23 protein-coding genes and 1 pseudogene are annotated in these 25,020 nt (G+C 65.0%); 19 read left to right on the plus strand and 5 right to left on the minus strand.

Features of this window, described 5'->3' with window-relative positions; genetic code table 11:
- Positions 1-5: 5 nt before the first annotated feature.
- From ftsB to GGD90_RS07395, 3 genes and pseudogenes are all read left to right on the plus strand, one after another.
- A pseudogene (gene ftsB, locus GGD90_RS07385) lies at positions 6-275 on the plus strand (cell division protein FtsB); the annotation flags it as partial.
- Positions 276-510: 235 nt separating this feature from the next.
- Positions 511-981: a peroxiredoxin gene (locus GGD90_RS07390; RefSeq protein WP_153115628.1), complete on the plus strand. Its 471-nt coding sequence runs from the start codon at positions 511-513 to the stop codon at positions 979-981.
- A complete protein-coding gene (locus GGD90_RS07395) occupies positions 978-1,472 on the plus strand; it encodes an FKBP-type peptidyl-prolyl cis-trans isomerase (RefSeq protein WP_200383348.1) in 495 nt (164 codons plus the stop codon). Before GGD90_RS07390 ends, GGD90_RS07395 begins: the two co-directional genes overlap by 4 nt.
- A 133-nt stretch (positions 1,473-1,605) precedes the next feature.
- Here GGD90_RS07395 and GGD90_RS07400 read toward each other — a convergent pair whose 3' ends face one another.
- The 3 genes from GGD90_RS07400 to GGD90_RS07410 form a co-directional block, all read right to left on the minus strand.
- Entirely contained in the window at positions 1,606-2,853 is a 1,248-nt protein-coding gene (locus GGD90_RS07400) for an ABC transporter substrate-binding protein (protein ID WP_184415001.1), read from the minus strand.
- Positions 2,854-2,887: 34 nt separating this feature from the next.
- Positions 2,888-5,545 (minus strand): DNA mismatch repair protein MutS, encoded by a 2,658-nt coding sequence (mutS, locus tag GGD90_RS07405; RefSeq protein ID WP_228273660.1) that lies wholly within the window; start codon positions 5,543-5,545, stop codon positions 2,888-2,890.
- 331 nt (positions 5,546-5,876) lie between these two features.
- A complete protein-coding gene (locus GGD90_RS07410) occupies positions 5,877-6,686 on the minus strand; it encodes an inositol monophosphatase family protein (RefSeq protein ID WP_153115630.1) in 810 nt (269 codons plus the stop codon).
- A 75-nt stretch (positions 6,687-6,761) separates the two neighbouring features.
- On the opposite strand from GGD90_RS07410, the gene GGD90_RS07415 reads away from it, so the two are divergent.
- The 12 genes from GGD90_RS07415 to GGD90_RS07470 all read left to right on the plus strand — a co-directional run bounded on the left by GGD90_RS07415 (position 6,762) and on the right by GGD90_RS07470 (position 15,948).
- Complete coding sequence (locus GGD90_RS07415) at positions 6,762-7,556, plus strand: RNA methyltransferase (protein ID WP_153115631.1); 795 nt, start codon at positions 6,762-6,764, stop codon at positions 7,554-7,556.
- A 262-nt stretch (positions 7,557-7,818) separates the two neighbouring features.
- Positions 7,819-8,571 carry a serine O-acetyltransferase gene (cysE, locus tag GGD90_RS07420; protein ID WP_153115632.1) on the plus strand — a complete coding sequence of 251 codons (753 nt, stop codon included), beginning with the start codon at positions 7,819-7,821 and terminating at the stop codon, positions 8,569-8,571.
- A 70-nt stretch (positions 8,572-8,641) separates the two neighbouring features.
- Positions 8,642-9,127 carry a Fe-S cluster assembly transcriptional regulator IscR gene (gene iscR / locus GGD90_RS07425; RefSeq protein WP_153115633.1) on the plus strand — a complete coding sequence of 162 codons (486 nt, stop codon included), beginning with the start codon at positions 8,642-8,644 and terminating at the stop codon, positions 9,125-9,127.
- 17 nt (positions 9,128-9,144) lie between these two features.
- On the plus strand, positions 9,145-10,302 hold the full coding sequence (locus tag GGD90_RS07430) for a cysteine desulfurase family protein (protein ID WP_153115634.1): 1,158 nt from the start codon (positions 9,145-9,147) through the stop codon (positions 10,300-10,302).
- Between the two features lie 58 nt (positions 10,303-10,360).
- The gene (locus GGD90_RS07435; protein ID WP_153115635.1) at positions 10,361-11,575 is read left to right on the plus strand and encodes an IscS subfamily cysteine desulfurase; all 1,215 of its coding nucleotides are present in this window, start codon (positions 10,361-10,363) and stop codon (positions 11,573-11,575) included.
- 89 nt (positions 11,576-11,664) lie between these two features.
- Positions 11,665-12,048 carry a Fe-S cluster assembly scaffold IscU gene (gene iscU / locus GGD90_RS07440; RefSeq protein WP_153115636.1) on the plus strand — a complete coding sequence of 128 codons (384 nt, stop codon included), beginning with the start codon at positions 11,665-11,667 and terminating at the stop codon, positions 12,046-12,048.
- Between the two features lie 41 nt (positions 12,049-12,089).
- Positions 12,090-12,413 (plus strand): iron-sulfur cluster assembly protein IscA, encoded by a 324-nt coding sequence (gene iscA, locus GGD90_RS07445; RefSeq protein WP_153115637.1) that lies wholly within the window; start codon positions 12,090-12,092, stop codon positions 12,411-12,413.
- Positions 12,413-13,042: a Fe-S protein assembly co-chaperone HscB gene (gene hscB / locus GGD90_RS07450; protein WP_153115638.1), complete on the plus strand. Its 630-nt coding sequence runs from the start codon at positions 12,413-12,415 to the stop codon at positions 13,040-13,042. The genes iscA and hscB overlap by 1 nt, the downstream gene beginning before the upstream one ends.
- Before the next feature lie 113 nt (positions 13,043-13,155).
- A complete protein-coding gene (hscA, locus tag GGD90_RS07455) occupies positions 13,156-15,030 on the plus strand; it encodes a Fe-S protein assembly chaperone HscA (RefSeq protein WP_153115639.1) in 1,875 nt (624 codons plus the stop codon).
- Positions 15,027-15,368, plus strand: coding sequence for an ISC system 2Fe-2S type ferredoxin (gene fdx / locus GGD90_RS07460; protein ID WP_153115640.1), 342 nt, complete (start codon positions 15,027-15,029; stop codon positions 15,366-15,368). Before hscA ends, fdx begins: the two co-directional genes overlap by 4 nt.
- Positions 15,365-15,559, plus strand: a complete 195-nt coding sequence (iscX, locus tag GGD90_RS07465; RefSeq protein WP_153115641.1) for a Fe-S cluster assembly protein IscX — start codon at positions 15,365-15,367, stop codon at positions 15,557-15,559. The genes fdx and iscX overlap by 4 nt, the downstream gene beginning before the upstream one ends.
- Positions 15,556-15,948: a DUF2237 family protein gene (locus GGD90_RS07470; RefSeq protein WP_153115642.1), complete on the plus strand. Its 393-nt coding sequence runs from the start codon at positions 15,556-15,558 to the stop codon at positions 15,946-15,948. Before iscX ends, GGD90_RS07470 begins: the two co-directional genes overlap by 4 nt.
- 84 nt (positions 15,949-16,032) lie before the next feature.
- Here GGD90_RS07470 and GGD90_RS07475 read toward each other — a convergent pair whose 3' ends face one another.
- Together GGD90_RS07475 and GGD90_RS07480 are read right to left on the minus strand one after the other, a co-directional pair.
- On the minus strand, positions 16,033-17,526 hold the full coding sequence (locus tag GGD90_RS07475; RefSeq protein WP_228273661.1) for a heavy metal sensor histidine kinase: 1,494 nt from the start codon (positions 17,524-17,526) through the stop codon (positions 16,033-16,035).
- A complete protein-coding gene (locus GGD90_RS07480; protein WP_153115726.1) occupies positions 17,523-18,206 on the minus strand; it encodes a heavy metal response regulator transcription factor in 684 nt (227 codons plus the stop codon). The genes GGD90_RS07475 and GGD90_RS07480 overlap by 4 nt, the downstream gene beginning before the upstream one ends.
- 294 nt (positions 18,207-18,500) lie before the next feature.
- On the opposite strand from GGD90_RS07480, the gene GGD90_RS07485 reads away from it, so the two are divergent.
- From GGD90_RS07485 to GGD90_RS07500, 4 genes are read left to right on the plus strand one after another with little or no spacing between them, the layout of a single operon-like run.
- Positions 18,501-18,836, plus strand: coding sequence for a copper-binding protein (locus tag GGD90_RS07485; protein WP_153115644.1), 336 nt, complete (start codon positions 18,501-18,503; stop codon positions 18,834-18,836).
- Between the two features lie 42 nt (positions 18,837-18,878).
- Positions 18,879-20,183 (plus strand): TolC family protein, encoded by a 1,305-nt coding sequence (locus GGD90_RS07490; RefSeq protein WP_228273662.1) that lies wholly within the window; start codon positions 18,879-18,881, stop codon positions 20,181-20,183.
- Positions 20,180-21,799: an efflux RND transporter periplasmic adaptor subunit gene (locus GGD90_RS07495; RefSeq protein ID WP_153115645.1), complete on the plus strand. Its 1,620-nt coding sequence runs from the start codon at positions 20,180-20,182 to the stop codon at positions 21,797-21,799. Before GGD90_RS07490 ends, GGD90_RS07495 begins: the two co-directional genes overlap by 4 nt.
- Before the next feature lie 22 nt (positions 21,800-21,821).
- On the plus strand, positions 21,822-24,956 hold the full coding sequence (locus GGD90_RS07500) for an efflux RND transporter permease subunit (protein WP_153115646.1): 3,135 nt from the start codon (positions 21,822-21,824) through the stop codon (positions 24,954-24,956).
- Positions 24,957-25,020 lie beyond the last annotated feature (64 nt).

The following is a 25,020-nucleotide window of genomic DNA, read 5'->3' on the forward strand; positions in this document are numbered from 1 at the left end:
GCTGAATGCGCTGGTTGTCGCTCTCCCTGCTGGCACTGATCGCGCTGCTGCAGTATCCGTTGTGGATCGGCAAGGGCGGCTGGTTGCGTGTCTGGGACGTCGACAACCAGCTGCAGATGCAGAAAGAAGCCAACCAGAAGCTGGAAATGCGCAACAACGGCCTCGACGCCGAAGTGCGCGACCTCAAGCAGGGCTTCGACGCGATCGAGGAACGCGCCCGCTTCGAACTCGGCATGATCAAGCAGAACGAAGTATTCGTGCAGATCCCGGAGAAGGCAGCGGCCGGTACGCCGGCTGCCTCCGCCGAAAACCCCTCCGGCAGTGCCACAGGCAGCAATCTGCTGCGCGATGGCAGTGCCCGCGCAGCAACGCTTCCGGCGGGCAAGGCACGTTGAGCGGCCAACCTTTTTTCACTCGCTCATTCGTCCTTGTGGTCAGCGCCGCCGCGCTTGGTTAGAATCTCCCCGCCTTGCCCGAACCTGGGCAGGGAAGTCCTGGAGGAGAGTCAGCATGCTGAAGGCTGGACAGACGGCGCCGACTTTCGAACTGCCCGATGCGGATATGGAAGTTGTCAATCTCGCGTCGTTTCGTGGCAAACAGCATGTACTGCTGTATTTTTACCCCAAGGACAACACGCCGGGCTGCACCCTGCAGGCCACCGACTTTTCCGATCATGAGGATGCCTTTGCGCGCCTCGGCTACACCATTCTCGGTGTCAGCCGCGACGACTGCCTGCGTCACGCGGATTTCCGCGACAAGCACGGCATCTCGGTTCGCCTGCTCTCGGATACGGAAGGTTCGGTCTGCCATCAGTACGGCGTGTGGCAGGCGAGGGAAGTCGACGGTGCGAGAAAATTCGGCATCGTTCGCTCGACCTTCGTCATCGACAAACAGGGCGTCGTGCGGCTCGCACTCTATGGCGTCAACGCCAAGGGCCACGCGCTCGAAATGCTGCGCGCAGTTAAGGAATTTGAGTCATGAACATGACAGTGGAAAAAAATACGGTCGTCACGCTCGACTACAACGTCACCGATCCCGATGGTGTGCTGGTCGACGCCGGTGAAGATCCCATCGTCTATCTGCACGGTGGGTACGACGACGTTTTTCCGATGATCGAAGAGGCGATTCACGGCAAGAAGGTTGGCGAGTCGGTGACGGTGAAGATGCAGCCAGCCGACGCGTTCGGTGAGTACGACGCCGATCTCATCCAGATCGAGCCGCGCGACGGTTTCCCCAAGGAACTGCAGGTCGGCATGCAGTTCGAGGGCGCCCCCGACGGCAGCGATGACGACGATTACCAGATCTATCGCGTTACCGAAATTGCCGCCGACAAGGTTGTGCTTGACGGCAACCATCCGCTGGCCGGTCTGGCGCTGATCTTCACCTGCACGGTGACTGCCGTGCGTCCGGCGAGCGCCGCCGAGATCGAGCGCGGCGGCATTGCCGACGAAGACGAGGACGACGAAGAGTAATCACCTCTGCCGGGGTCCTTCTGCGCGCTCCCGGCGGGCGCAGGCTTTACGCCGCGCTGCTGCCGGGAACCGCGCTCCAATCTCAGGCGTGCGCTGCGCTGACGCGGCCGCCGGTCCGGTGCTCAGTCAGGGCTCAGCGCAGCAGCTTGCCCTGGCGGTTGAGGATGGTGATGTCCACGTAATGCGAACCGAGGTGGCGCGTCGGGGCAAAATCGATGACAACGCCGCCGGCATCCCAGGAATGCAAGGAATCGAGCGCATCGCGCAGTTTCCTCGGGCTCGGGTTCGGGCCGCTGCGGCGTAGCGCCTCGACCAGTACCTTGCCGCCCAGGTAGCCTTCGGCGAAGGTCTCGTTGAGCAGTGCATCCTTGGCCGCGAACTTGCGGAAGTTTTCCTGGATTTCCTTGCCCAGTGACGTCGACCGGCTATCCGGCGACGGTACGACCTGCGTCAGTGCGAGACCGTGCGCTGTTTCGACGCCGATCAGTTTGACGACCTGCGCCGCGTCGGTGACCGATAGCGCGACGTATTGCGCCGTATTGCCGGCAGCGCGCGACTGGCGCAGGAATTCGGCGCTGGCGGCGGTGTTGGAAATCATGATCACCGTCTGCGGATTGGCGGCAGCGATGGCCTTGACTGCATTTTCGACGTGGGTGGTGTTCTTCTCGTAGGCGCCACGCGCGACGACCGTGCCTCCGGCTCGCTTGATCGCCGCTTCGGCTGCCGGCAGAACGTCGCGGCCGAAGGCATCGTCCTGATAGAACAGCGCGAAGTTCTGCGTGCCGGTGCTGGCGTACTGCTCGACGATCTTCTGCACTTCCTCGGCGTAGCTTGCGCGCGTCAGGAAGACGTAGGGGTGGTTGCGTGCGACCACCGAGGCCGCGCCGCTGCGCACCGTCACCAGCGGGACCGCCGCCTGATCAAGCACTTTCTCGTCGATCAGTGCCAGCACGTTGCCGGTGCCGACGACACCGAACAACGCCAGCGGTTTCACTTCGCGCAGCAGTTCGCGTACCAGACGCACGGTGTCTTCACTGCGATAGCCGTCATCGCGTGTCACCAGCTTGAGGCGCGCGCCATTGATGCCGCCGCCGGCATTGACGGCATCGAAGTAGAGCCGTGCGCCGGCATGCAGCTGCGATCCTGTCGGCGCCAGCGGTCCGCTGAAGGCGGCGACCTGGCCGATGATGATTTCGCCGTTGCCTGCTTCCGGCGAGTGCGCGGCCGGTTTGCCGGCGGCAAGAACGCTCAGCGAAAACGCGGCGGCAAAAATGCCGACGAGGAGGCCAAAGCCGCTGCCGGCGAAGCGGCCGGATGCCTGCGCCGTGCTAACGGTGAAAAACGGGGCAAACAAAGCGCGTCGGGCGAAGAAAGTCTTCACGGGCAAAGGTTCCGGGCAGTGGTGTGACCGAAATCTAGCATCCGTCATGATCGGCGTCGAGAAGCGCTTTCAATGCGTAGAGGGCATCGAGTGCCTGTCGCGGCGTCAGCGCATCCGGATCGGTTGCCGCCAGACGGAGCAGCGCCGGATGCGGCGTGCTTGTTGCGGGTGCCGATTCGCTCGTCTCGATGCTGCCGCCACTGAACAGATCGGGTTGCAGCGGGTTGATTGCCGCGCGTTCCTCGAATTCGCGCAACTGGCGGCGCGCCGCGCGCAGCACAGGTGCCGGGATGCCGGCCAGCGCGGCGACCTGGATGCCGTAGCTCTGGTTGGCCGGGCCTTCCTCGACGGCATGCAGGAATACGATGCCTTCACCGTGCTCGACCGCGTCGAGGTGCACATTGGCGAGTTCCGCATATTCGTTGGCGAGCAGCGTCAGCTCGAAGTAGTGCGTGGCGAACAGCGTCAGGCAGCGGTTCTTCTCGATCAGCCTGCGGCAGATTGCGTAGGCCAGCGCCATGCCGTCGAAGGTCGAGGTGCCGCGGCCGATCTCGTCCATCAGCACCAGACTCCTGTCGCTGGCGTGGTGCAGGATCGCTGCCGCTTCGGTCATTTCGACCATGAAGGTCGAGCGCCCGGAAGCCAGATCGTCGGAGGCGCCGATTCGGGTGAAGATGCGGTCGAGCGGTCCGAGCACGGCGCGGCTTGCCGGAACGAAGCTGCCGATGTGCGCGAGCAGCGCGATCAGCGCATTCTGCCGCATGTAGGTCGATTTGCCGCCCATGTTCGGGCCGGTGACGAGCAGCAGCCGGCGCGACTCTTCCAGGCGCAGGTCGTTGGCGATGAAGGACTTGCCGTCGACGAGCTGACTCTCGACGACCGGATGACGGCCGCCTTCGATGAGCAGTCCGGGCGCGTCGCTGAACTGCGGCTGGCAGTAGTTGCGCGCCAGCGCCACCTCGGCAAAGGCGCCGAGCATGTCGAGCAGGGCGACCGCGCGCGCGATGCGCGCCAGTTGCGGCAGCGCCTGCTGCAACTCGGAGAGCACGCCGTCGAAGAGCATCTTCTCACGCGCCAGCGCCCGGTCCTGCGCCGACAGTGCCTTGTCCTCGAAGGCTTTCAGTTCGGGCGTGATGTAGCGCTCGGCGTTCTTCAGCGTCTGCCGCCGGCGGTAGTCGTCGGGCGCGCGTTCGGCGTTGGCTTTGGAGAGTTCGATGTAGAAGCCGTGCACGCGGTTGTACTCGACCTTGAGCGTGCTGATGCCGGTCCGCTCGCGCTCGCGCGTTTCCAGCGCCAGCAGGAAGGCGCCGCAGTCGTCGTTGATCGCGCGCAGTTCGTCGAGCTCGGCGTCGTAGCCGCTGGCGATGACGCCACCTTCGCGCAGCAGCGTCGCCGGCTCCGCGGCGATGGCGCGCGTGAGCAGATCGAGCGCTGCGGCTGGCGTGTCGAGATCGGCGCAGATCGCTGCCAGCAACGGCGCCGGCGCAACGGCCAGGATTCCGGTCAGTGGTGCTTGCAGCGCCGGCAGCCGGGCGAGGCTGTCGCGTAGCGCCGAGAGGTCGCGCGGTCGCGCCGAAAAAAGCGCGATGCGGCCGGCGATGCGTTCTATGTCGCCAATGCCGGCGAGTGTCTTGCGCAGCAGTCCGAGTTGCCGTTGCGGCGCGTTTCCGTCTTCAAGCAGTGCGGCGACGGCGTCGTGCCGCGCTGCCGGTATCTCGGGCGAGCGCAGCGGGTGGTGCAGCGCATGGCGCAGGCAGCGCGAGCCCATCGCCGTGACGCAGACGTCGAGCAGGCTGAACAGCGTCGGTGCCGGCTGGCCGCGCAGGGTTTCGGTCAGTTCCAGATTGCGCCGCGTGGCTGCGTCGAGGCCGAGATACGTTTCGTCGCTCTCGACGACGAGCGCGCGCAGGTGCGGCAACGCGCGCGCCTGCGTTGCCTGCGCATAGCGCAGCAGGGCGCCGGCGGCACCGAGCGCCGGTTTGAGGCCGTCGGCGCCGAAGCCCGCCAGAGAGGTGGTGCCGAAATGCGCGCACAGCTCGCGCGTTGCGGCGGCTGCGTCGAAATGCCAGTCCGGGCGCCGGGTCAGCGCGGTGCCCTCGGCTACCGGTGCCGTCAGCCCTTCGGGCAGGACGATTTCGGCGGCGCGGATGCGTTCGAGTGTGGCCGGCAATTGCTCGATGCCGACCTCACTGACGCGGAACTCGCCGCTGGCAAGGTTGAGCCAGGCCAGCCCAGCGTGCTTGCGTTCGACGCACAGCGCGAGCAGCAGCGTGTCGCGCTTCTCGTCGAGCAGCGCCGCGTCGGTCAGCGTTCCCGGCGTGATGACGCGGGTGACGGCGCGTTCGACCGGTCCCTTGCTCGTCGCCGGATCACCGATCTGCTCGCAGATCGCCGCCGATTCGCCGAGTCGCACCAGTTTCGCGAGATACTGTTCGAGTGAATGGTAGGGAACGCCGGCCATCGGAATCGGCCGGCCGGCCGACTGGCCGCGCGCGGTGAGCGTGATGTCGAGCAGTCGCGCCGCCTTTTCGGCGTCCTCGTAGAACAGCTCGTAGAAGTCGCCCATGCGGTAGAGCAGCAGCGTATCGGGGTGCTGCGCTTTCAGGCCCAGGTACTGGACCATCATCGGCGTGTGCTTTGCTGCGGGCTCGGTGGTGCCGGCGCTCGCCGTGCTTTCCGGTGTGCGTGTCATGTCGTTCTTTATGGGCCAGAGCCTTCTTGTCGCCGTCGGGCCGGCGGTTTCGGCGAACGCGCATTATCCAATGGATTCGACGTCCGCACGTCCGTCGACATCAGCCTTAAGCACGCGCAGACGTCTCGGAAAACGATCGCCCGGAAGTCTTTCTGGTGCTTCTTGCCAGGAATGAGGCAAGACGCTCCGTGACAGGCTCGGCCCGTGATCTGCCGCTGCAGCGCAAGCATGGCGCCTCGGTGCGGGTACGGCCTCGGAAGCAGCGAGGCGCAGTCCGGCCGCCGCTTGTCGCAGCGGATCGCGCCTGGCGGGGATTTGATCCCTGCCGGCTTTACGCGGGCAGGCTTGCTGAACGGAAGGGCGCGACGATCTGCAGCAGCTGCGCGAACACCTTCGGGGTGCCGGCGATGAGGTTGCCGCTGTCGAGGTAGTTCGCTTCGCCGGTGAGGTCACCAACGAGGCCGCCCGCTTCGGAAATGAGCAGCGCACCGCCGGCCATGTCCCACGGCGACAGGCCGAATTCGAAGAAGCCGTCGAGACGGCCGCAGGCGACCCAGGCCAGATCGAGCGAGGCAGCACCCGGACGGCGCATGCCGGCCGTTTTCTGCATCAGTTCGCGGAAGATGCCGAGGTAGGCGTCGGCGTGTTCGAAGGCGCGATAGGGGAAGCCGGTGCCGATCAGCGCGTCTTCCAGCTTCAGGCAGCGCGAAACGCGGATACGCCGGTCGTTGAGGAAGGCACCGCCGCCCTTGCTGGCGGTGAACAACTCGTTGCGTACCGTGTCGTAGACCACCGCCTGCGTCAGCACGCCCTTGTGCCGCAGCGCGATCGAGACGGCGTATTGCGGTACGCCATGAATGAAGTTGGTGGTGCCGTCGAGCGGGTCGATGATCCACTCGTACTCGCTGTCGGCGTCGCGGCCGGCTGAGTGCCCCGACTCTTCTGCTAAAATTGCGTGCTCCGGATACGCTTCGCGCAGGGTTTCGATGATCGCGGCCTCGGCGGCACGATCGACTTCGGTGACGAAGTCGCTCTGTTGCTTGCGCGTGACCTGCAGGCGTTCGATGTCCTGCGAAGCGCGGTTGATGATCTGGCTGGCGCGGCGCGCGGCCTTGATGGCGATGTTGAGTGCTGGATGCATGTCTGATTGAGAACCCGAAGGGCGGCGCAGGCCGCCCGTTTCGTTTGTCCCTGTTGATTGAATCGAGCATTTTATATGAAGCCGTCGCCAGCGTCTGCGCCGAGTTCGTCTCCTGCCGCCAGCCTCTCTCCCGAGCAGGCGCTGGCGCGCGTGCGTATCGTGCTGTCGCACCCGAGCCACCCCGGCAACATCGGCGCCGCGGCGCGGGCGATGAAGACGATGGGCATTGCCGAACTGGTACTGGTGCAGCCGAAGCGTTTTCCTGACGACGAAGCGACGGCGCGTGCTGCCGGCGCCGACGACATCCTTGCCGGTGCGAAGATCTGCGCGACGCTCGACGAGGCGCTCGGCGGCGCGGTGTTTGCCGTTGCCGTCACCGCGCGCCGGCGCAACCTCGGTCCGGCGCCGCTGGCGGCGCGCGAGGCGGTGCCGCAGCTGCTTGCTGCCGCCGCCGACGGGCCGGTGGCCTTCGTTTTTGGCAACGAGACCGCAGGTCTTGCCAACGATGAAGTGCAGCGCTGCCAGTGTTGCCTGCACATTCCATCGGTTCCGGAGTTCCAGTCGCTGAATCTCGGCGCTGCGGTACAGCTGGTTTGCTACGAACTGCGTCTGGCGGCTTTTTCCGGCGAACCGCCGGTGGCGTCACCAGTCGTCCCCTTCGCTTCCGCACCGGCGACGATCGAGGAAAACGAGGGATTTTTCGCGCATCTCGAACGCGTCATGATCGACACCGGCTTTCACGACCCGCGTCAGCCGAAGCGCCTGCTGCCGAAGTTGCGCCGGCTGTTCGGGCGCGCCGGGCTGGAGCGCGACGAGATCAACATCCTGCGCGGCATCCTCGATGCGGTCGAGCGGCGCATTGCGCGCTGATTTTCGGCTGCCAGCGAAGCGCGTCGCGGCATTGCAAGCCGTTTCCTTGCACCTTGTGCTTGCTTTCACGTGCGTGCAGCCGCTTTTGCGTGTCGTCGGCTGCCGGCGCTTGCTTAAAGTTGATCGGAAAAGTCGGGTATTCTAGAATCCGTCCATGCCTGTGCCCGGTCGTCGGCGCCGCGACGATCAGGTCAGTCCGTGAAATTGCCCGCCGGGCATTCACGGTTCTCTGATCCCGGCGAGTTTGTGGAGTCCTGTTTTCATGTTCAGCCGCCTGCGCGAAGACATTCGCTCGGTTTTTGACCGCGATCCTGCCGCCCGCTCATCCTGGGAAGTCCTTACCTGTTACCCGGGCGTGCATGCCGTCATCTTCTATCGCATGGCGCACGGTTGCTGGCAGGCGCGCCTGTACTGGCTCGGTCGCTTCATCTCGCATCTCGGGCGTTTCTTTACAGGTATTGAAATCCACCCCGGCGCGACGATCGGCCGCCGTTTTTTCATCGACCACGGCATGGGGGTGGTCATCGGTGAAACCGCGGTGATCGGCGACGACGTCACGCTGTACCACGGCGTCACCCTGGGCGGTACCTCGTGGAACAAGGGCAAACGCCATCCGACCTTGTCCGACGGCGTGGTCGTTGGTGCCGGCGCGCAGGTACTTGGGCCGATTACCATCGGTGCCGGCGCCAAAGTCGGCTCGAACGCGGTGGTGATCAAGGATGTTCCTCCCGGCGCCACCGCCGTCGGCAATCCGGCGCGCATCATCGACAGCGAACTGGCGCACAAGCGCGAGGAGAAGGCTGGCAAGCTCGGCTTCTCGGCGTATGCGCTGGCGGGTGCGCAGGATGATCCGCTATCCAAGGCCATTCACGGTTTGCTCGATCATGCGGTCGAAACCGACCGCCGCCTTGAGGTGCTGCTTGAGCGACTGGAGCAGGCCGGCGTCAGTGTCGAGGACGATCTTGCCGTTGCCGACCGCTTCGATCCGAAATACCTGAGCAAAATTGTTGACTAATCGCGACGCGTTCTCCTATAGTTCGATAAATAGTTGACGGAAATAATCGGGTATAGACGGAGGCGAACTGATGAGACTGACGACCAAAGGACGTTTTGCGGTAACGGCGATGATCGATCTTGCGCTCAACGGCAGTGATGGCCCGGTGACGCTCGCCGGCATCAGCGACCGGCAGAAGATTTCTCTGTCCTACCTTGAGCAACTGTTCGGCAAGTTGCGCCGCGGCGGCCTGGTCGACAGCGTGCGCGGACCGGGCGGCGGTTATTGCCTGGCGCGGCCGCAATCCGGTGTTTCGGTCGCCGACATCATCCGCGCCGTCGACGAGCCGCTTGATGCCACGCAATGCGGTGGTTTCGAGAATTGCCGTGACGAAGATCGCTGCATGACGCACGAACTTTGGACGACGTTGAACGTCAAGATGTACGAGTATCTGAGTTCGGTGTCGCTCGGTGATCTGGTCGAACGGCACCAGCGCAAGCAGGCTCCGGCGTCTACAGCAGAAACGCGGCGTATCGTGCCGACGCTGTCCCGGATCAATCCCTCCGCGGCACTCTGAAAACGCAATACAAGCAGATGTTCGCGCCCGTCTATTTCGACCATAACGCGACGACGCCGCTCGATCCGGCGGTGCGCGCGGCGATGCTGCCCTGGCTCGGCGAGCGCTTCGGCAACGCTTCGGCGCGCCACGAGTACGGGCGCGACGCCAAGCGCGCGCTGGACGTCGCGCGGGCGCAAGTGGCGGCCGCGGTCGGTGCCGAAGCCGACGAGGTGGTATTCGTCAGTGGCGGCTCGGAAGCGAACAATCTTTTCATCAAGGGGCTGGCCGGCCGTATGCCTCCGGCGCTGCTGGCCGTCGGTGCCACCGAACATCCGAGCATCCTGCGGCCGGCTGCACAACTGGCAAGGCAGGGCTGGCAGTTGCGCCGCATCACCGTCGATGGCGATGGCCGTATTGACCGTGAAGACTGGCGCGACGTCGTCTCGCGTCGCCCGGCGCTGGTTTTGGTGATGAGCGCCAACAACGAAACCGGCGTCGTTCAGGACATCGCGGCGCTGGCCGCAGCTGCCGCTGGCATTCCCTTTCATACCGACGCCGTGCAGGCGCTCGGGCGTATCGCGCTCGACTTTCGCAGCCTCAATGTCGCCGGCGTGCGCGCGATGACGATTTCGGCGCACAAGATCGGCGGCCCGCAAGGCGCTGCGGCGCTGATTCGCGATCGTCGCCTCGACCTTGAACCGCTGATCGCCGGCGGCGGTCAGGAGGGCGGCCTGCGTTCCGGCACCGAGAATATTGCTGCGATCGTCGGTTTTGGCGTCGCTTGCGAACTGGCGGCAGCGCGACGTGTCGAAACGGCGGCGCATCTGCAGGCGCTGCGTTTGCGGCTGGAGGCGGCGTTGGGCGGTCTTGGCGCGACGATTTTCGCTGCCGGCGCCGAGCGCCTGCCGAACACCTGCTATTTCGCACTGCCCGGCATCGATGGCGAGACGCTGGTGGCGCGCCTTGACCGTGCCGGTTTCGCGGTCGCGAGCGGCAGTGCCTGTTCAAGCACCGAGATCGGTCCGTCGCCGACCTTGCTGGCGATGGGTATTGAACCCTCGTTGGCACAGGGCGCGCTGCGCGTCAGCCTGGGGGGGACGAACAGTGCCCGCCAGATAGATGATTTCGTATTTGCGCTGAAGACAATGGCGCTCAACCTGCGGCGGCTCGGAGCGGTCGCGTATTCCGGTTGATCCGGTCAATGACGGTTTGCCGTGCTGGTGCGTGGCAGACCGATGGATGGAGTAGAAGATGACGCTGAAACTGCCGATTTACCTCGATTACTCGGCGACCACACCGGTCGATCCGCGCGTCGCGGAAAAGATGATTCCTTACCTTGTCGAGAAGTTCGGCAATCCGGCTTCGCGTTCGCACGCCTTCGGCTGGGAAGCCGAAGCCGCGGTCGAAGACGCACGGGCGCAGGTGGCGGCGCTGGTCAATGCCGATCCGCGCGAAATCGTGTGGACTTCGGGCGCGACCGAATCGAACAATCTGGCGCTGAAGGGCGCGGCGAACTTCTACGCCGGCCGCGGCAAGCACATCATCACCGTGAAGACCGAGCACAAGGCCGTACTCGACACCGTGCGCGAGCTTGAGCGTCAGGGCTTCTCGGCGACTTACCTCGATGTGCAGGAAAATGGCCTGATCGACCTTGAAGTTTTCAAGGCGGCACTGCGACCGGACACGATTCTCGCTTCGGTGATGCTGGTGAATAACGAAATCGGCGTCATCCAGCCGATCGCTGAAATCGGCGCCGTCTGCCGCGAGCGCAATGTCATTTTCCATGTCGATGCGGCGCAGGCCACGGGCAAGGTGGCCATTGACCTGGCCAGCCTGCCGGTCGATCTGATGAGCTTCTCGGCGCACAAGACCTACGGACCGAAAGGCATCGGCGCGCTCTACGTTCGGCGCAAGCCGCGCATCCGTCTTGAGGCGCAGATGCACGGCGGCGGTCACGAGCGCGGCTTCCGCTCGGGAACGCTGGCGACGCACCAGATCGTCGGCATGGGCGAGGCCTTCCGCATCGCCCGCGAAGAGATGGCGACCGAGAATGAACACGTCCGCGCGCTGCGCGATCGCCTGCTGGCCGGACTGGCTGATCTGCCGGCGACCTACGTCAATGGCGACGTCGAGCAGCGTGTGCCGCACAATCTCAACATCAGCTTTGCCTATGTCGAGGGCGAGTCGATGCTGATGGCGATCAAGGATCTGGCGGTGTCTTCGGGATCGGCCTGCACTTCGGCATCGCTCGAACCGTCCTACGTGCTGCGTGCGCTCGGCCGCGACGACGAACTGGCGCATAGCTCAATCCGTTTCACCATTGGCCGTTTCAATACCGAGGAAGAAATCGACTTCGCCGTGAAACTGCTGCACCAGAAGATCGGCAAGTTGCGCGAACTCTCGCCCTTGTGGGAAATGGTGCAGGAAGGCGTCGATCTGTCGACGGTGCAGTGGGCGGCGCACTGAGTCCGGCCGGCAGGCGGGCGACAATTTAAGGCCGGCTGCGGGCATTGCAGCGCAACGAAACAACAGGCAGCAAGCGAAGGAGATTTATCATGGCATACAGCGTCAAGGTCCTCGACCACTACGAAAACCCGCGCAACGTCGGTTCTTTCACCAAGGAAGAAGAGGGTGTCGCTACCGGCATGGTCGGTGCTCCGGCTTGCGGTGACGTGATGAAGTTGCAGATCAAGGTCGGCAAGGACGGCATCATCGAGGACGCGCGTTTCAAGACCTATGGTTGCGGTTCGGCGATCGCCTCGTCGTCGCTGGTCACCGAATGGGTCAAGGGCAAGTCGCTCGACGAAGCGCTGGCGATCAAGAACACGCAGATTGCCGAGGAGCTGGCCTTGCCGCCGGTGAAGATTCATTGCTCGATTCTGGCCGAAGACGCGATCAAGGCGGCGGTTGCCGACTATCGCAAGAAGCAGGCAGAGTAGGGCGGTTCCATATTTCAGACTAGGATCAGGGAGATCGAGCCATGGCGGTAACGCTGACCGAAAGAGCGGCAAAGCATGTGAGCAAGTACATCGACAAGCGCGGACGCGGCATCGGCCTGCGCCTTGGCGTGCGCACCAGTGGTTGCTCGGGAATGGCGTACAAGCTTGAGTTTGCCGACGATGTCGCCGCCGACGACATCCAGTTCGAATCGCATGGCGTGCGCGTTCTTATCGATCCGAAGAGCCTGCCCTATCTCGACGGCACCGAACTCGACTACGCGCGCGAGGGACTCAACGAAGGCTTCAAGTTCAATAATCCGAACGTAAAGGATGCTTGTGGCTGCGGCGAGAGCTTCAACGTCTGATGGCTGCGGGCTCCGCAAGCCAATCCGGCGCGGCAGCGGCCGGCAGCAGCGCCAGCGCCGGTTTTGGCAGCGAGCGCTTCGCGCTCGATCATTTCGCGCTGTTCGATTTGCCGCAGGATTTTCGCGTCGACAGCAACGCGCTTGATGCGCGCTATCGCGCGTTGCAGGTCGAGATGCATCCCGACCGCTTTGCCACGGCGGCAGATGCCGAACGGCGGCGCGCACTGCAGTGGGCGACCCACATCAACGAAGCCTACCAGACGCTGAAAAAGCCGCTGTCGCGAGCGCGCTATCTGCTTGGCCTGCTCGGCGGAGAATGCGATTTCGCGCGCGATACGTCCTTGCCGATGGATTTTCTCGTCGCGCAGATGGAACTGCGCGAAACCGTCGCCGATGCCGCCAGCGCCGGACGCAGCGAGGAACTCGACAGCCTGCGTGATGATCTCGTCCGCCAGCGGCGTGCCCACTACGAAGAACTTGCCGGCATTCTCGCGCTGGCGGCCAACGAGCAGGCGCAACGCACAAGCGCGCTGGCGCGGGCGGCCGATGCCTTGCGCCGGCTGATGTTCGAGGAAAAGCTGATGGCCGACATCGACGATGCGCTGGCGGCGCTCGATGAGTTGAACTAAGGGCAGCGACTGACGCTCATTCCCTGCGCATGAGCGATGCAAGCAGCGTGCCGCAACACTGAAAACGCCGGCCAAGCGCCGACCGACTCCCTTCTTACCGGAAACCCTGCTTCATGGTCCTTCTTCAAATTGCTGAACCCGGCCAGTCGGATGCGCCGCACGAGCGTCGCCTGGCCGTCGGGATCGATCTTGGCACCACTAATTCGCTCGTCGCCACCGTCCGTTCCGGCCTGGCCGTCGTGCTCAACGACGAACTTGGCCGTTCCCTGCTGCCTTCGGTCGTCCGCTATACCTCCGATGGCTGTGCAACCGGCTACGAAGCGCAGACGTACCAGGCGAGCGATCCGCGCAACACCATCTGCTCGGTCAAGCGCTTCATGGGGCGCGGCCTGCACGACATTGCGCACCGCGAGTCGCTGCCTTACAAGTTCGAGGATGCACCGGGGATGGTGCGCATCAATACCGCTGCCGGCATCAAGACGCCGGTCGAGGTCTCCGCCGACGTGCTGCATGCACTGCGTGCACGCGCCGAAGCGGCGCTCGGCGGCGAACTGGTCGGCGCGGTGATCACCGTGCCGGCCTACTTCGACGACGCGCAACGGCAGGCGACCAAGGATGCCGCCAAGCTCGCCGGTATCAACGTGCTGCGTCTCTTGAACGAGCCGACCGCCGCGGCGATCGCCTACGGTCTCGACAACGGCTCGGAAGGCGTTTTCGCGGTCTATGACCTCGGCGGCGGTACCTTCGACATTTCGATCCTCAAGCTGTCGCGCGGCGTTTTCGAAGTGCTGTCGACCGGCGGCGATTCGGCGCTCGGCGGCGACGATTTCGATCAGCGCATCTTCTGCTGGATTCTCGAAGCGGCGAAGTTGAAGCCGCTGTCGCACGAGGACTCGCGCCTGCTGCTCAATCGCGCGCGTGAAGGCAAGGAATACCTGACCTTTCATGGTGTTGCTCCGATCACCGCGCGCCTGTCGTCGGGCGAGGTCGTCGATCTCAAGCTGACCACCGAAATCTTCACCGAAATCACGCGCACGCTCGTCGCCAAGACGATGCAGGCGGTGCGCAAGGCGCTGCGCGACGCCGGGCTGGCGACCGATGAGGTCAAGGGTGTGATCATGGTCGGCGGCGCGACGCGCATGCCGCAGATCCAGCGTGCGGTCGGCGAATTCTTCAAGCAGGAACCGCTGAACAATCTCGACCCGGACAAGGTCGTCGCGCTCGGCGCCGCCAAACAGGCCAACCTGCTCGCCGGTAACCGCACCGGCGACGACTGGCTGCTGCTCGACGTGATTCCGCTGTCGCTCGGTCTCGAAATGATGGGCGGACTGGTCGAGAAGATCGTGCCGCGTAACTCGACCATTCCGATCGCGCGGGCGCAGGACTTCACCACTTTCCGCGACGGGCAGACGGCACTCGCCGTGCATGTCGTGCAGGGCGAACGCGAGATCGTCAGCGACTGTCGCTCACTGGCGTGCTTCGAGCTGCGTGGCATTCCGCCGATGGTCGCCGGCGCGGCGCGCATCCGCGTCACCTTCCAGGTCGACGCCGACGGCCTGCTCTCGGTGTCGGCACGCGAGCAGAGCTCGGGTGTCGAGGCCAGCGTCGTCGTCAAGCCTTCATATGGTCTGTCCGACGACGAGATCGCCAGCATGCTCAAGGGCTCGCTCGAACATTCGCGCGACGACGCTTTCCGTCGCGCGCTGAAGGAAGCGCAGGTCGAAGCGCAGCGCCTGATCGAGGCCGTGCAGTCGGCGCTGAAGAGCGACGGCGAACTGCTCTCTACCGAGGAGCGTGTTCGCGTCGAAACGGCAATCGCCGCGCTGCAGGCGGCGGCACTCGCCGAGAACCGTCGCCAGATCACGGTGACGATGGACGCGCTCGACGCCGAAACGAAGGCTTTCGCCGCCCGGCGCATGGACAAGAACATCCGCCGCGCGCTGGCCGGACGGAGTATCGATGAACTGGCCGGAGAAGATCAGTCATGACGCAAATCATCGTCCTGCCGCACGCCGAACTCTGTCCAGACGGCGCGCTGATCGAGGCGGAGGCGGGTAAATCGATCTGCCAGACACTGCTCGAGAACGACATTCCGATCGAGCACGCCTGCGAGATGTCCTGCGCCTGTACCACCTGCCACATCGTCGTGCGCGAAGGTTTTGCCTCGCTGGGCGAAGCCGACGAACTCGAGGAGGACATGCTCGACAAGGCCTGGGGGCTTGAACCGACCTCGCGCCTGTCTTGCCAGGCAACGGTCGGCGAGACTCCGCTGGTGATCGAGATTCCGCGCTACACCATCAACATGGCGAAGGAGGGACATCGATGAAATGGACCGACATCAACGATATCGCCATCGCGCTTGCCGATCAGCACGCCGATATCGATCCGCTGAGCATCAATTTCGTTGACCTGATGCGGCTGGTGCAGTCCTTGCCGGACTTCGCCGACGACCCCAAGCGTTGCAGCGAGAAGATCCTCGAAGCGATCCAGGCAGCGTGGATCGAGGAGGCCGAGTGAAATCGCCTGACTTCGGCGGCCACGGTCAGCGCAACGTTCTCGGCGGGCCACTGGCCAGTTGCAGCGAGCGGCCAATGACCGGCTTCTTCCGTGACGGCTGCTGCGCCACTGCCGACGATGACTTGGGCAGCCACACCGTTTGCGCCGAGATGACCGAGGAATTCCTCGTTTTTTCAAAGTCGCGCGGCAACGACCTGTCGACACCGCGCCCGGAGTTCGGCTTCCCCGGCCTCAAGCCCGGCGACCGCTGGTGCCTTTGTGCCGCGCGCTGGCGCGAGGCGCTGCACGCCGGCCACGCACCACGTGTGGTGCTCAGCGCCAGCAACGAGGCGGCGCTTGAGATCGTCAGTCTTGACGACTTGAAGCGTCACGCCAGCGATCTGCGCTGAAGCGTGATCCCGGCTGCATGGCCGGATAAGCGGCTTGTTCCCAGATTCGTTCTCGCGTTGACTCGCTGAGTTGCGGAGCCCGTTTCAGGCGGACGGCAGGCGCAGTAAAAAGCGCGTGACGCCATTCGCCGAGCTGACCGACGCATCGCCACCATGCGCCAGCGCGATCGAGCGCACGATGGCGAGGCCCAGCCCCAGACCTGCTCCCAAACTTCCCGGATCACTGCCGGCAGCGTTCTCGCCAGTCGCCGCCGTTCTGCTTCCGCCGCCATCGGCGACACGCTTGCGAGCCGCATCGGCGCGGTAGAAACGGTCGAACAGTCGCGGCAGCTGTTCAGCCGGAATGCTTTCACCGCTGTTTTCCACCGCCAGCGTTACGCCCGTCATGCTCTCTTCGTTCCCGTCGTCCCGTTCGCACACTCCTCCCGCCGCGCCGATGCGTACGGCGATTTCGCCGCCGTCCGGCGTGTGCTGCAGCGCATTGGCGAGCAGATTGCCGAGCGCGCGCTGCAGCATCAGCCGGTCGCCCCGCACCGTCGCTGCACCCGCCAGCGTCAGACGAATATGCTTTTCCTCGGCCAGTGCGGCGTAGAACTCGAGCAACTTGCTGGCCTCCTGGTGCAGGTCGATCGTCTCGCGCTGCGGAACAAGCTGTTCGTTGTCGGTTCGCGCGAGAAACAGCATGTCGGCGACCATGCGCGACAGGCGCTGGCATTCCTCGGCGTTTGACGCCAGCACCTCCCGGTACTCCTCGACGCTGCGTGCCTTGCCGAGCGTCACCTGCGTCTGTGTCAGCAGATTGCTCAGCGGCGTGCGCAGCTCGTGCGCCAGATCCGAGGAGAAATCGGAAAGGCGGCGGAAGGATTGCTGCAGTCGCGCCAGCATGCCGTTGAGCGTTGCCGCCACCTCGGCCAGTTCGGCCGGGATCTGCTCGACCGCCAACCGCTGATCGAGCCGGCTGGCGGTGATGTCGGCGGCGCGTTGCTGCATCTCCCGAAGCGGCGCCAGGCCGCGGCGCGCCGCCAGCCAGCCGAGAAATCCGCTCAACAAGGCCGCCAGCGCGACGACCGACCACAGCGCGACGCGGAAGGTGTGCATGAAATGCTCGTGATGCGCGATGTCGGTGGCGACGGCGACGACAAGGGCGGGCTGGCCGCTGATCTTCGTTGTGGCGAACGCGGCGATGCCGCGGAATTGCCGGCCGTCGCTGTTGGCCCAAAGCCTTGGCGTCGCGGACCGTGTGCCAGCGTCGGCAAGCAATGCTTCCGGGAAAACGACTTCGCTGCTCGAGAAAAGCGGCTGACCGTCAACGGCAGACACCGTCACTGCCAGCCCGTGGTGCCCGATCAGCGAATCGTCGAGCTGTTCGGGCAGCGCTGCCAGTTCGCGCGCCGAGCCGGTTTTCGCCAGCACGTGCTGAACCGCGTGCAGTTTGCCCGCAAGCAAATCAAGGTCGAGTTCTTCGAAGTGTTCCTCGACCAGCGCGCCGATCAGCAGACCGAGCAGCAACAGGACTGTCGTCGATACCGAGGCGAAGAGCAGCGTCAGGCGGACGGTGATCGACTGTCCACGATTCACGCGCACGCCGGCACCTCAAGCACGTAACCCATGCCGCGCACGGTATTGATCAGCTTCATCTCGAAACCTTCGTCAACCTTGCTGCGCAATCGGCGGATGGCAACGTCGATGACGTTGGTGTCGCTGTCGAAGTTCATGTCCCACACCTGCGAGGCAATCAGCGAGCGCGTCAGCACCTCGCCCTGGCGGCGCAGCAGCAGTTCAAGCAGGGCGAATTCCTTGGCGGTGAGATCGATTTTCCGGCCGGCACGCAGCACCCGCCGGCGCAGCAGGTCGAGTTCGAGATCGGCTGCGCGCAGCACGTCCGGCTCCTTGGCCTTGCTGCCGCGGCGCAGCAGTGTGCGCACGCGGGCGAGCAGTTCGGTAAAGGCGAAGGGCTTGACGAGATAGTCGTCGGCACCGAGTTCGAGTCCCTTGACGCGGTCTTCCACCTCGTCGCGTGCCGTCAGGAACAGCACAGGCAACTCCTTGCCGGCCGCGCGTAGCGTCTGCAGCAGCTGCCAGCCGTCGATCCCCGGCAGCATGACGTCGATCACCGCCAGATCGTAGACCTCGCTCAGCGCGAGATGCAGGCCGTCGACGCCGTTGCGCGCCAGGTCGACGACGAAGCCGGCCTCGCTCAGCCCCTGCTTCAGGTAATCACCTGTTTTCGGCTCATCTTCAACGACGAGGATTTTCATCATCCTGCTCCTGGCGATGCCTGTTGCCGCCAATTTTGCCCCGGCGGCCGGGGCTGCTGGCGAAGATTACTGAAATGTAATGCGCAGGTCAGCGTTTTGTCGGCGGCGAAAAGCCAGACTTCGCCTGATGCCAGCAGCGGCGGAAGGATTGCGGCCCCGACGAATCGGGCGAGAAGGCGTTCGTTGGCGCCCGCTGCCACCCCTCGGCGTCCGTCGTCGTCCGCACCAGAGCGCGTCGAGCCGGCAGCACCGGCTGCTGCGCAGTCATCCATTCAAGCTCAGAGGAATCCGAAGATGAAGAAACTGCTTGTCGCTACCGCCATCGCCTGCGTCAGCGGCGCTTTCACCGCGCCGCTCATGGCCGCCGATATGGCGCACATGGAGCACGGCACCATGCACGCAGCGCCCGCGGCGCAGCTTGCCGACGGCCTGGTGAAGAAGGTCGACAAGGCGGCGGGTACCGTCACCCTCGCGCATGGCCCGCTCAACGGCATGCCGGGGATGACCATGGCTTTCCGAGTCAAGGAGTCGGCCTGGCTCGATCAGCTCAAGGCCGGCCAGAAGATCCGCTTCGCCGCCGAAGAGCTGAAGGGCGCGATGACCGTTGTCCGCATCGAAGTCGCGCAGTAAGCGCCACTTGATGAAGATCGCCGGCAAAGCGCAGGTGACTCAGTGACCGCAGGTCAATCAGCGAAGACACGGGCCGGTGCCGCAGGGCGGCAGCTTGCCGTGCTGGTCGCCATGCTCGCTGCCGGCGTGGGTGTTCCAGTGCTGGCCGACGACGCGCTTCCGGGCCGCGACGTGCAGTCGCTGCTGGCCTTCGCCCGTGAGCACAATCCCGAATACGCCGGCCTGCGTTACGAGGCCGACGCCGCCGCCGAGCGGGTGGCGATCGCCGGTGCCTTGCCCGATCCGAAATTGCGTACCGAATTGATGGACATCACCCGCGGCGGCGAGCAGAGCGCCAGCCTGTCACCGAGTCGCGTCGGCAGCACGCGCTATACGCTGCTGCAGGAGCTGCCGTGGTTCGGCAAGCGCGATCTCAGGGGCGAGATTGCCGAACTGGAGGCAGAAGGCGCGCAGGGCCGGGCCTTCGGCGGCTGGGCGGACATCGCCGCCCGGATCAAGACCGCCTACGCGCAGCTTTACTACCTTAGGCAGAGCGAGCGGCTGACGCAGGAAATCCTCGACCTGATGCGCCGGCTGGAAAAAGTTGCGCAGATCCGCTACGCCAGTGGACTTGCCGCGCAACAGGATGTCATCCGCGCCCAGGTCGAACAGACCGGCATGCACGGCGAACTGATTGCGCTGGAAACCGAGCAGCATCACCTGCAGTCGCGGCTGAATGCCTTGCTCGGGCGGCCGGCGCACGCTGCGCTGGCCAGCCCTGAGCAATTGCGCGCCTTGCCCGATCCGGCCCGGCTCGATTTTTCCGCGCTCGAAGAGAAAGTGCGCGTGCGCAATCCGCTGCTGCTGGCCGAGGAGTCGCGCGTCAAGGCTACCGGCAAGAGTCGCGAGTTGGCCTACAAGAACCGCTATCCCGACTTCACCGTCGGTTTCGTGCCGAACCAGTTCCAGAACGCGGTGCGGCAGTGGGACCTGATGGTCGAACTGAACATCCCCTTGCAGCAGTCGACGCGTCGCGCCCAGGAGCGCGAAGCCGAGGCGCTGCTGGCGGCGGCGCAATCGCGCCTGAGCGCGACGGCGACGCAGCTGCTCGCCGAACTTTCCGAAAACCTTGCCGGGCTCGACGCCGCGCGGCGCAACGAGGACCTGCTCGCCAACAGCCTGCTGCCGCAGGCGGAAGCGACGTTCCGCTCGGCGCTCGCCGCGTATGAGAACGGCAAGGTCGATTTTGCGACCTTGCTCGACGCGCAGCGGCAAATCCGCCAGGCCCGGCAGAGCCGCATCCGCGCGCTGGCCGAAGGGCAGGCACGCCTTGCCGAGGTGGAACGCCTGCTTGGAGAAGACCTGTGAAATCAGCCGCAAACCTCGTCATCGGTGCGGTGCTGCTCGCTGTGCTCGCTGCGGCCGGCGGCTACTGGCTCGGCAATCAAGGTGCCGAGCGCGCCAGCTCGTCGGTACAAACGACGGTGCCCGCGGGCGCTGCGGCCACGCCGGAGCGCAAGATTCTCTACTATCGCAACCCGATGGGCTTGCCCGACACCTCGCCGACGCCGAAGAAGGACCCGATGGGGATGGACTACCTGCCGGTCTATGCCGACGCGGCGGACGAGGATGAAAAGAGCGGAGGGGGCGCTGCAGCTGCCGGGCAGATCAGGATCAGCAGTGAAAAGCTGCAGAAGCTCGGCGTGCGCAGCGAAGCGGCGAGCCGGCGCGCGCTTGAGCGCAGCGTTCGCGCTGCCGGCCGCATCGAGGCCGACGAGCGTCGTCTGCACACCATCACGGCGAAGTTCGAGGGTTACGTCGAACGTCTGCACGTCAGCACCACCGGTCAGGCCGTGGCCAGAGGACAGGCGCTGTTCGAGGTGTATAGCCCGGAACTCGTATCCGCGCAGCGCGAATACACCATCGCCAGCGAGGCCGTCACGGCGCTCGGCAGCGCCGGCGGCGACGCGCGCAGCGGCATGCAGCAGCTGGCCGAAGCGAGCCTGCTGCGCCTGAAGAACTGGGATATTTCGGAGGCGCAGGTGAAGGCGCTCGCCCGCTCGGGCGAAACCCGGCGCACGCTGAGCTTCCGCTCGCCGGTGAGCGGCATCGTCACCGAGAAGAAAGCCGTGCAGGGAATGCGCTTCCTGCCTGGCGACGTGCTCTTTCAGGTGGCCGATCTGTCCGCCGTCTGGGTCGTCGCCGACATCGCCGAGCAGGACATCGGGCTGATCAAGACGGGTGCGAGGGCACAGCTCAGGATCGACGCCTATCCGGACAAGGTGTTCAGCGGCACCGTCGGCTACGTCTATCCGACGCTGAACAGCGAAACACGAACGGTGCCGGTTCGTGTCGAACTCGCCAACCCCGGCATGCTGCTCAAGCCGGGGATGTTCGCCGAGGTCGAACTGGCGCTGGCCGCGAGGGACAAGGCCGTCACCGTGCCCTTGTCGGCGGTGATCGACAGCGGCACGCGGCGCGTCGTGCTGATCGACTCCGGCGAAGGCCGCTTTGTGCCGCGCGAAGTGAAGCTCGGCGCGCACAGCGAGTCTTTCGTCGAGGTCCTTGACGGGGTCAGGGAAGGCGAGCGTGTCGTCGTTGCCGCCAATTTCCTGATCGACGCCGAAAGCAATCTGCAGGCGGCGCTCTCCGGTTTCGGCAAGGCCGGCGCTGGCAAGCCGGCGCCAGGCGAAGCCGCTGCCGGCAAGGCGGCTGCGGTGCCGGTTGCCAACCATGCCGAAGGCCGTGTCGATAGCGTCGATGACGGGAGCGGTGCGGTGACGATCAGCCACGGCCCGGTGCCGAGCCTGAAATGGCCGGCGATGACGATGGAGTTCGTCATTGCCAACGACGCCTTGCGTCAGCACTTGAAGCCGGGCGCATCGCTCAGCTTCGAGTTCGTCGAGCGTGGGCCGGGCGAATGGGTGATCACCGGCGTGAAACCGGCCACCGTGGCCCCCAGCAGCACGCACGCCGGTCACTGAGCGGGCAGGGGAGCTGATCGTCATGCTGGCCAGGATCATCGAGTGGTCGGGCAGAAACCCGTTGCTGGTACTGCTGGGAACGCTGTTCGTCATCATCGGTGGTGTCGTCGCCGTCGTGAAGACGCCGCTTGATGCGCTGCCCGATCTCTCCGACGTGCAGGTCATTGTTTATACGGAGTATTCCGGTCAGGCGCCGCAGGTGGTCGAGGATCAGGTCACCTATCCGCTGACGACCGCCATGCTCTCGGTGCCGAAGGCGAAGGTGGTACGAGGCTTTTCCTTCTTCGGCGCGTCCTTCGTCTACGTGATTTTCGCGGATGGCACCGACATCTACTGGGCGCGTTCGCGCGTGCTCGAGTATCTGAGTTCGGCGTCCGGGCGCATGCCCAAGGGCGTGACGCCAGCGCTTGGCCCCGACGCCAGCGGCGTCGGCTGGGTCTATCAGTACGCCGTGCTGGCGAAGGAGCGGACGCTCGCCGAACTGCGCACGTTGCAGGACTGGTATCTGCGCTACCAACTGGCCAAGGCGCACGGCGTCGCTGAAGTGGCGTCGCTTGGCGGTTTCGTGCAGACCTACCAGCTCACCGTCGATCCGCTCAAGCTGCGCGCTTACGGCATCCCGCTGGCGAAGGTGTCGCAGGTCGTCCGCGAGTCGAACCGCGACGTTGGCGGCCGCGTCGTCGAGATGGCCGAGACCGAATACATGGTGCGCGGCAAAGGCTATCTGCGCGGCATCGCCGACATCGAGCAGCTTGTCGTGAAGAGCAGCAACGGGCCGGGCGGCGGCACGCCGGTACTGGTGCGCGATATCGCCCGCGTCGAACTGGTTCCCTACGAGCGGCGCGGTCTGTCCGAGCTGAACGGCGAAGGCGAGGTGGTTTCCGGAATCGCCATGGCGCGCTACGGCGAGAACGCGCTGCAGGTCATCGACAACATCAAGGCGAAGATCGCCGAGATCTCGCCCGGCTTGCCCGAAGGCGTCAGCATCGAGGCCGTCTATGACCGCTCGCAGCTGATCCAGCGCGCCATCGCCACCCTGCAGCGCACGCTGTTCGAGGAAGCGCTGATCGTCGCGCTGGTCTGCGTGGTCTTCCTGCTGCACCTGCGCTCGGCGCTGGTCGCCATCCTGATGCTGCCGGTTGGCGTGCTGATCGCCTTCATCGCCATGCGCCTGCTCGGCATGAACTCGAACCTGATGAGCCTCGGCGGCATCGCCATCGCCATCGGTGCGATGGTCGACGCGGCGGTCGTCATGATCGAGAACGCGCACAAGCACCTGGAGCGCCTCAAGGAAGGCGAGTCGCGTGCCGCGGCGGTGATCGCCGCCTGCAGGGAAGTTGGCCCGGCGCTGTTCTTCTCGCTGCTGATCATCACCGTCTCGTTCCTGCCGGTGTTCACGCTCGAAGCGCAGGAGGGCCGGCTGTTCTCGCCGCTGGCGTATACCAAGACCTTTGCCATGGCCGGCGCGGCGCTGCTCTCGGTGACGCTGGTGCCGGTGCTGATGCTGCTGTTCATTCGTGGCCGGATCACGCCGGAAGCAAAGAATCCGGTGAATCGCGCGCTGATCGCCGGCTACCGGCCGCTCATCGCCTGGGTGCTGCGGCGCAAGGCGCTGACCATCGGCGCCGCGTTGCTGGTGCTGCTGCTGTCGATCTACCCGGCGAGCCGGCTCGGTTCCGAATTCATGCCGACCTTGAATGAGGGAACGCTGCTCTACATGCCGGCATCGTTGCCCGGCATGTCGATGACCAAGGCTGCCGAAGTGCTGCAGACGCAGGACCGGATCATCAAGAGCTTTCCCGAGGTGGCGTCGGTCTATGGCAAGGCCGGTCGCGCCGGCACCGCCACCGATCCGGCGCCGACCGAGATGTTCGAGACGGTGATCAACCTCAAGCCCGAGGCAGAGTGGCGCGCCGGCATGACGACCGACAAGCTGATCGCCGAGATGGACAAGGCGCTGCAGTTTCCCGGCATCGCCAACGCGTGGACGATGCCGATCAAGGCGCGCATCGACATGCTGTCCACCGGCATCCGCACGCCGATCGGCATCAAGGTCTTCGGCAAGGACCTCGCCGAGCTGGAACGGCTGTCGCGCGCCATCGAGGCAGTGGTGAAGACCGTTCCGGGAACGACGTCGGCCTACGCCGAGCGCATCACCGGCGGCTATTACCTGAACATCGAGCCCGACCGGCAGCAGCTGGCGCGCTATGGATTCTCCGTCGGTGATCTGCAGGACGTGATCGGCGGCGCACTCGGCGGCGAGACGCTGACGACCACCGTCGAAGGCCGCGAACGCTTCGCGGTGACGGTGCGCTACCCGCGCGAACTGCGTTCAGATCCGCAGCAGATCGCGCGCGAAGTGCTGATGACGACGGCTGGCGGCGCAATGATTCCGCTCGGCCAGCTGGCTCGTATCGACATCGCCCAGGGCGCGCCGGCGATCCGCACCGAGAACGCGCTGCTCTCGGCGTACATCTTCGTCGACATCCGCGAGCGCGACATCGGCGGCTACGTCGCCGAAGCCCGCCAGGCCGTCGCCGCGCAGGTGAAATTCCCTCCCGGCTACTACGCCACCTGGAGCGGCCAGTTCGAATCGATGCAGCGCGCTGGCGAGAAGATGAAGCTGGTCATCCCGCTGACGCTGCTGATCATCTTCGTGCTGCTCTACCTCAACTTCCGGCGCCTCACCGAAACGCTGATCGTCATGCTGTCGGTACCTTTCGCGCTGGTCGGTGGCGTCTGGCTGATGTGGGCGCTCGGCTACAACCTGTCGGTCGCCGTCGCCGTCGGCTTCATCGCGCTGGCCGGCGTCGCGGCGGAAACGGGCGTGGTCATGCTGATCTACCTCGACCGCGCCTGGGAAGAGCTCAAGGCGAAGTGCCGCGCCGCCGGCAGCGAGCCGGGACTTGCCGACCTCTACGCGGCGGTGTTGGAAGGCGCCGTCGAGCGCGTGCGACCGAAGATGATGACCGTCGTTGCCATCATGGCCGGGTTGCTGCCGATCATGTGGGGCAGCGGCACCGGTTCCGAAGTGATGCGCCGCATCGCCGCGCCGATGGTCGGCGGCATGCTGTCATCGACGCTGCTGACGCTGGCGGTGATTCCGGCGATTTACGCGCTGGTCAAGCAATGGCGCCTGCGTCGCGGAATGGAATGAGCAAGCAATGAGAAGCGAATGAGCGGCGCGGCAAAGGCTGGCGATCGGGCCAGACCTTGCCGCG

Source organism: Rhodocyclus tenuis (genome assembly GCF_014197755.1).
In the GTDB taxonomy this organism is placed as follows: domain Bacteria; phylum Pseudomonadota; class Gammaproteobacteria; order Burkholderiales; family Rhodocyclaceae; genus Rhodocyclus; species Rhodocyclus tenuis.

Bases quoted from the DNA above. Each gene is read 5' to 3' on its own strand.
- GGD90_RS07390 (WP_153115628.1), top strand. From the start codon at position 511: ATGCTGAAGGCTGGACAGACGGCGCCGACTTTCGAACTGCCCGATGCG.
- GGD90_RS07395 (WP_200383348.1), top strand. From the start codon at position 978: ATGAACATGACAGTGGAAAAAAATACGGTCGTCACGCTCGACTACAAC.
- mutS (WP_228273660.1), bottom strand. From the start codon at position 5,545: ATGACACGCACACCGGAAAGCACGGCGAGCGCCGGCACCACCGAGCCC.
- GGD90_RS07410 (WP_153115630.1), bottom strand. From the start codon at position 6,686: ATGCATCCAGCACTCAACATCGCCATCAAGGCCGCGCGCCGCGCCAGC.
- GGD90_RS07415 (WP_153115631.1), top strand. From the start codon at position 6,762: ATGAAGCCGTCGCCAGCGTCTGCGCCGAGTTCGTCTCCTGCCGCCAGC.
- cysE (WP_153115632.1), top strand. From the start codon at position 7,819: ATGTTCAGCCGCCTGCGCGAAGACATTCGCTCGGTTTTTGACCGCGAT.
- iscR (WP_153115633.1), top strand. From the start codon at position 8,642: ATGAGACTGACGACCAAAGGACGTTTTGCGGTAACGGCGATGATCGAT.
- GGD90_RS07430 (WP_153115634.1), top strand. From the start codon at position 9,145: ATGTTCGCGCCCGTCTATTTCGACCATAACGCGACGACGCCGCTCGAT.
- GGD90_RS07435 (WP_153115635.1), top strand. From the start codon at position 10,361: ATGACGCTGAAACTGCCGATTTACCTCGATTACTCGGCGACCACACCG.
- iscU (WP_153115636.1), top strand. From the start codon at position 11,665: ATGGCATACAGCGTCAAGGTCCTCGACCACTACGAAAACCCGCGCAAC.
- iscA (WP_153115637.1), top strand. From the start codon at position 12,090: ATGGCGGTAACGCTGACCGAAAGAGCGGCAAAGCATGTGAGCAAGTAC.
- hscB (WP_153115638.1), top strand. From the start codon at position 12,413: ATGGCTGCGGGCTCCGCAAGCCAATCCGGCGCGGCAGCGGCCGGCAGC.
- hscA (WP_153115639.1), top strand. From the start codon at position 13,156: ATGGTCCTTCTTCAAATTGCTGAACCCGGCCAGTCGGATGCGCCGCAC.
- fdx (WP_153115640.1), top strand. From the start codon at position 15,027: ATGACGCAAATCATCGTCCTGCCGCACGCCGAACTCTGTCCAGACGGC.
- iscX (WP_153115641.1), top strand. From the start codon at position 15,365: ATGAAATGGACCGACATCAACGATATCGCCATCGCGCTTGCCGATCAG.
- GGD90_RS07480 (WP_153115726.1), bottom strand. From the start codon at position 18,206: ATGAAAATCCTCGTCGTTGAAGATGAGCCGAAAACAGGTGATTACCTG.
- GGD90_RS07485 (WP_153115644.1), top strand. From the start codon at position 18,501: ATGAAGAAACTGCTTGTCGCTACCGCCATCGCCTGCGTCAGCGGCGCT.
- GGD90_RS07500 (WP_153115646.1), top strand. From the start codon at position 21,822: ATGCTGGCCAGGATCATCGAGTGGTCGGGCAGAAACCCGTTGCTGGTA.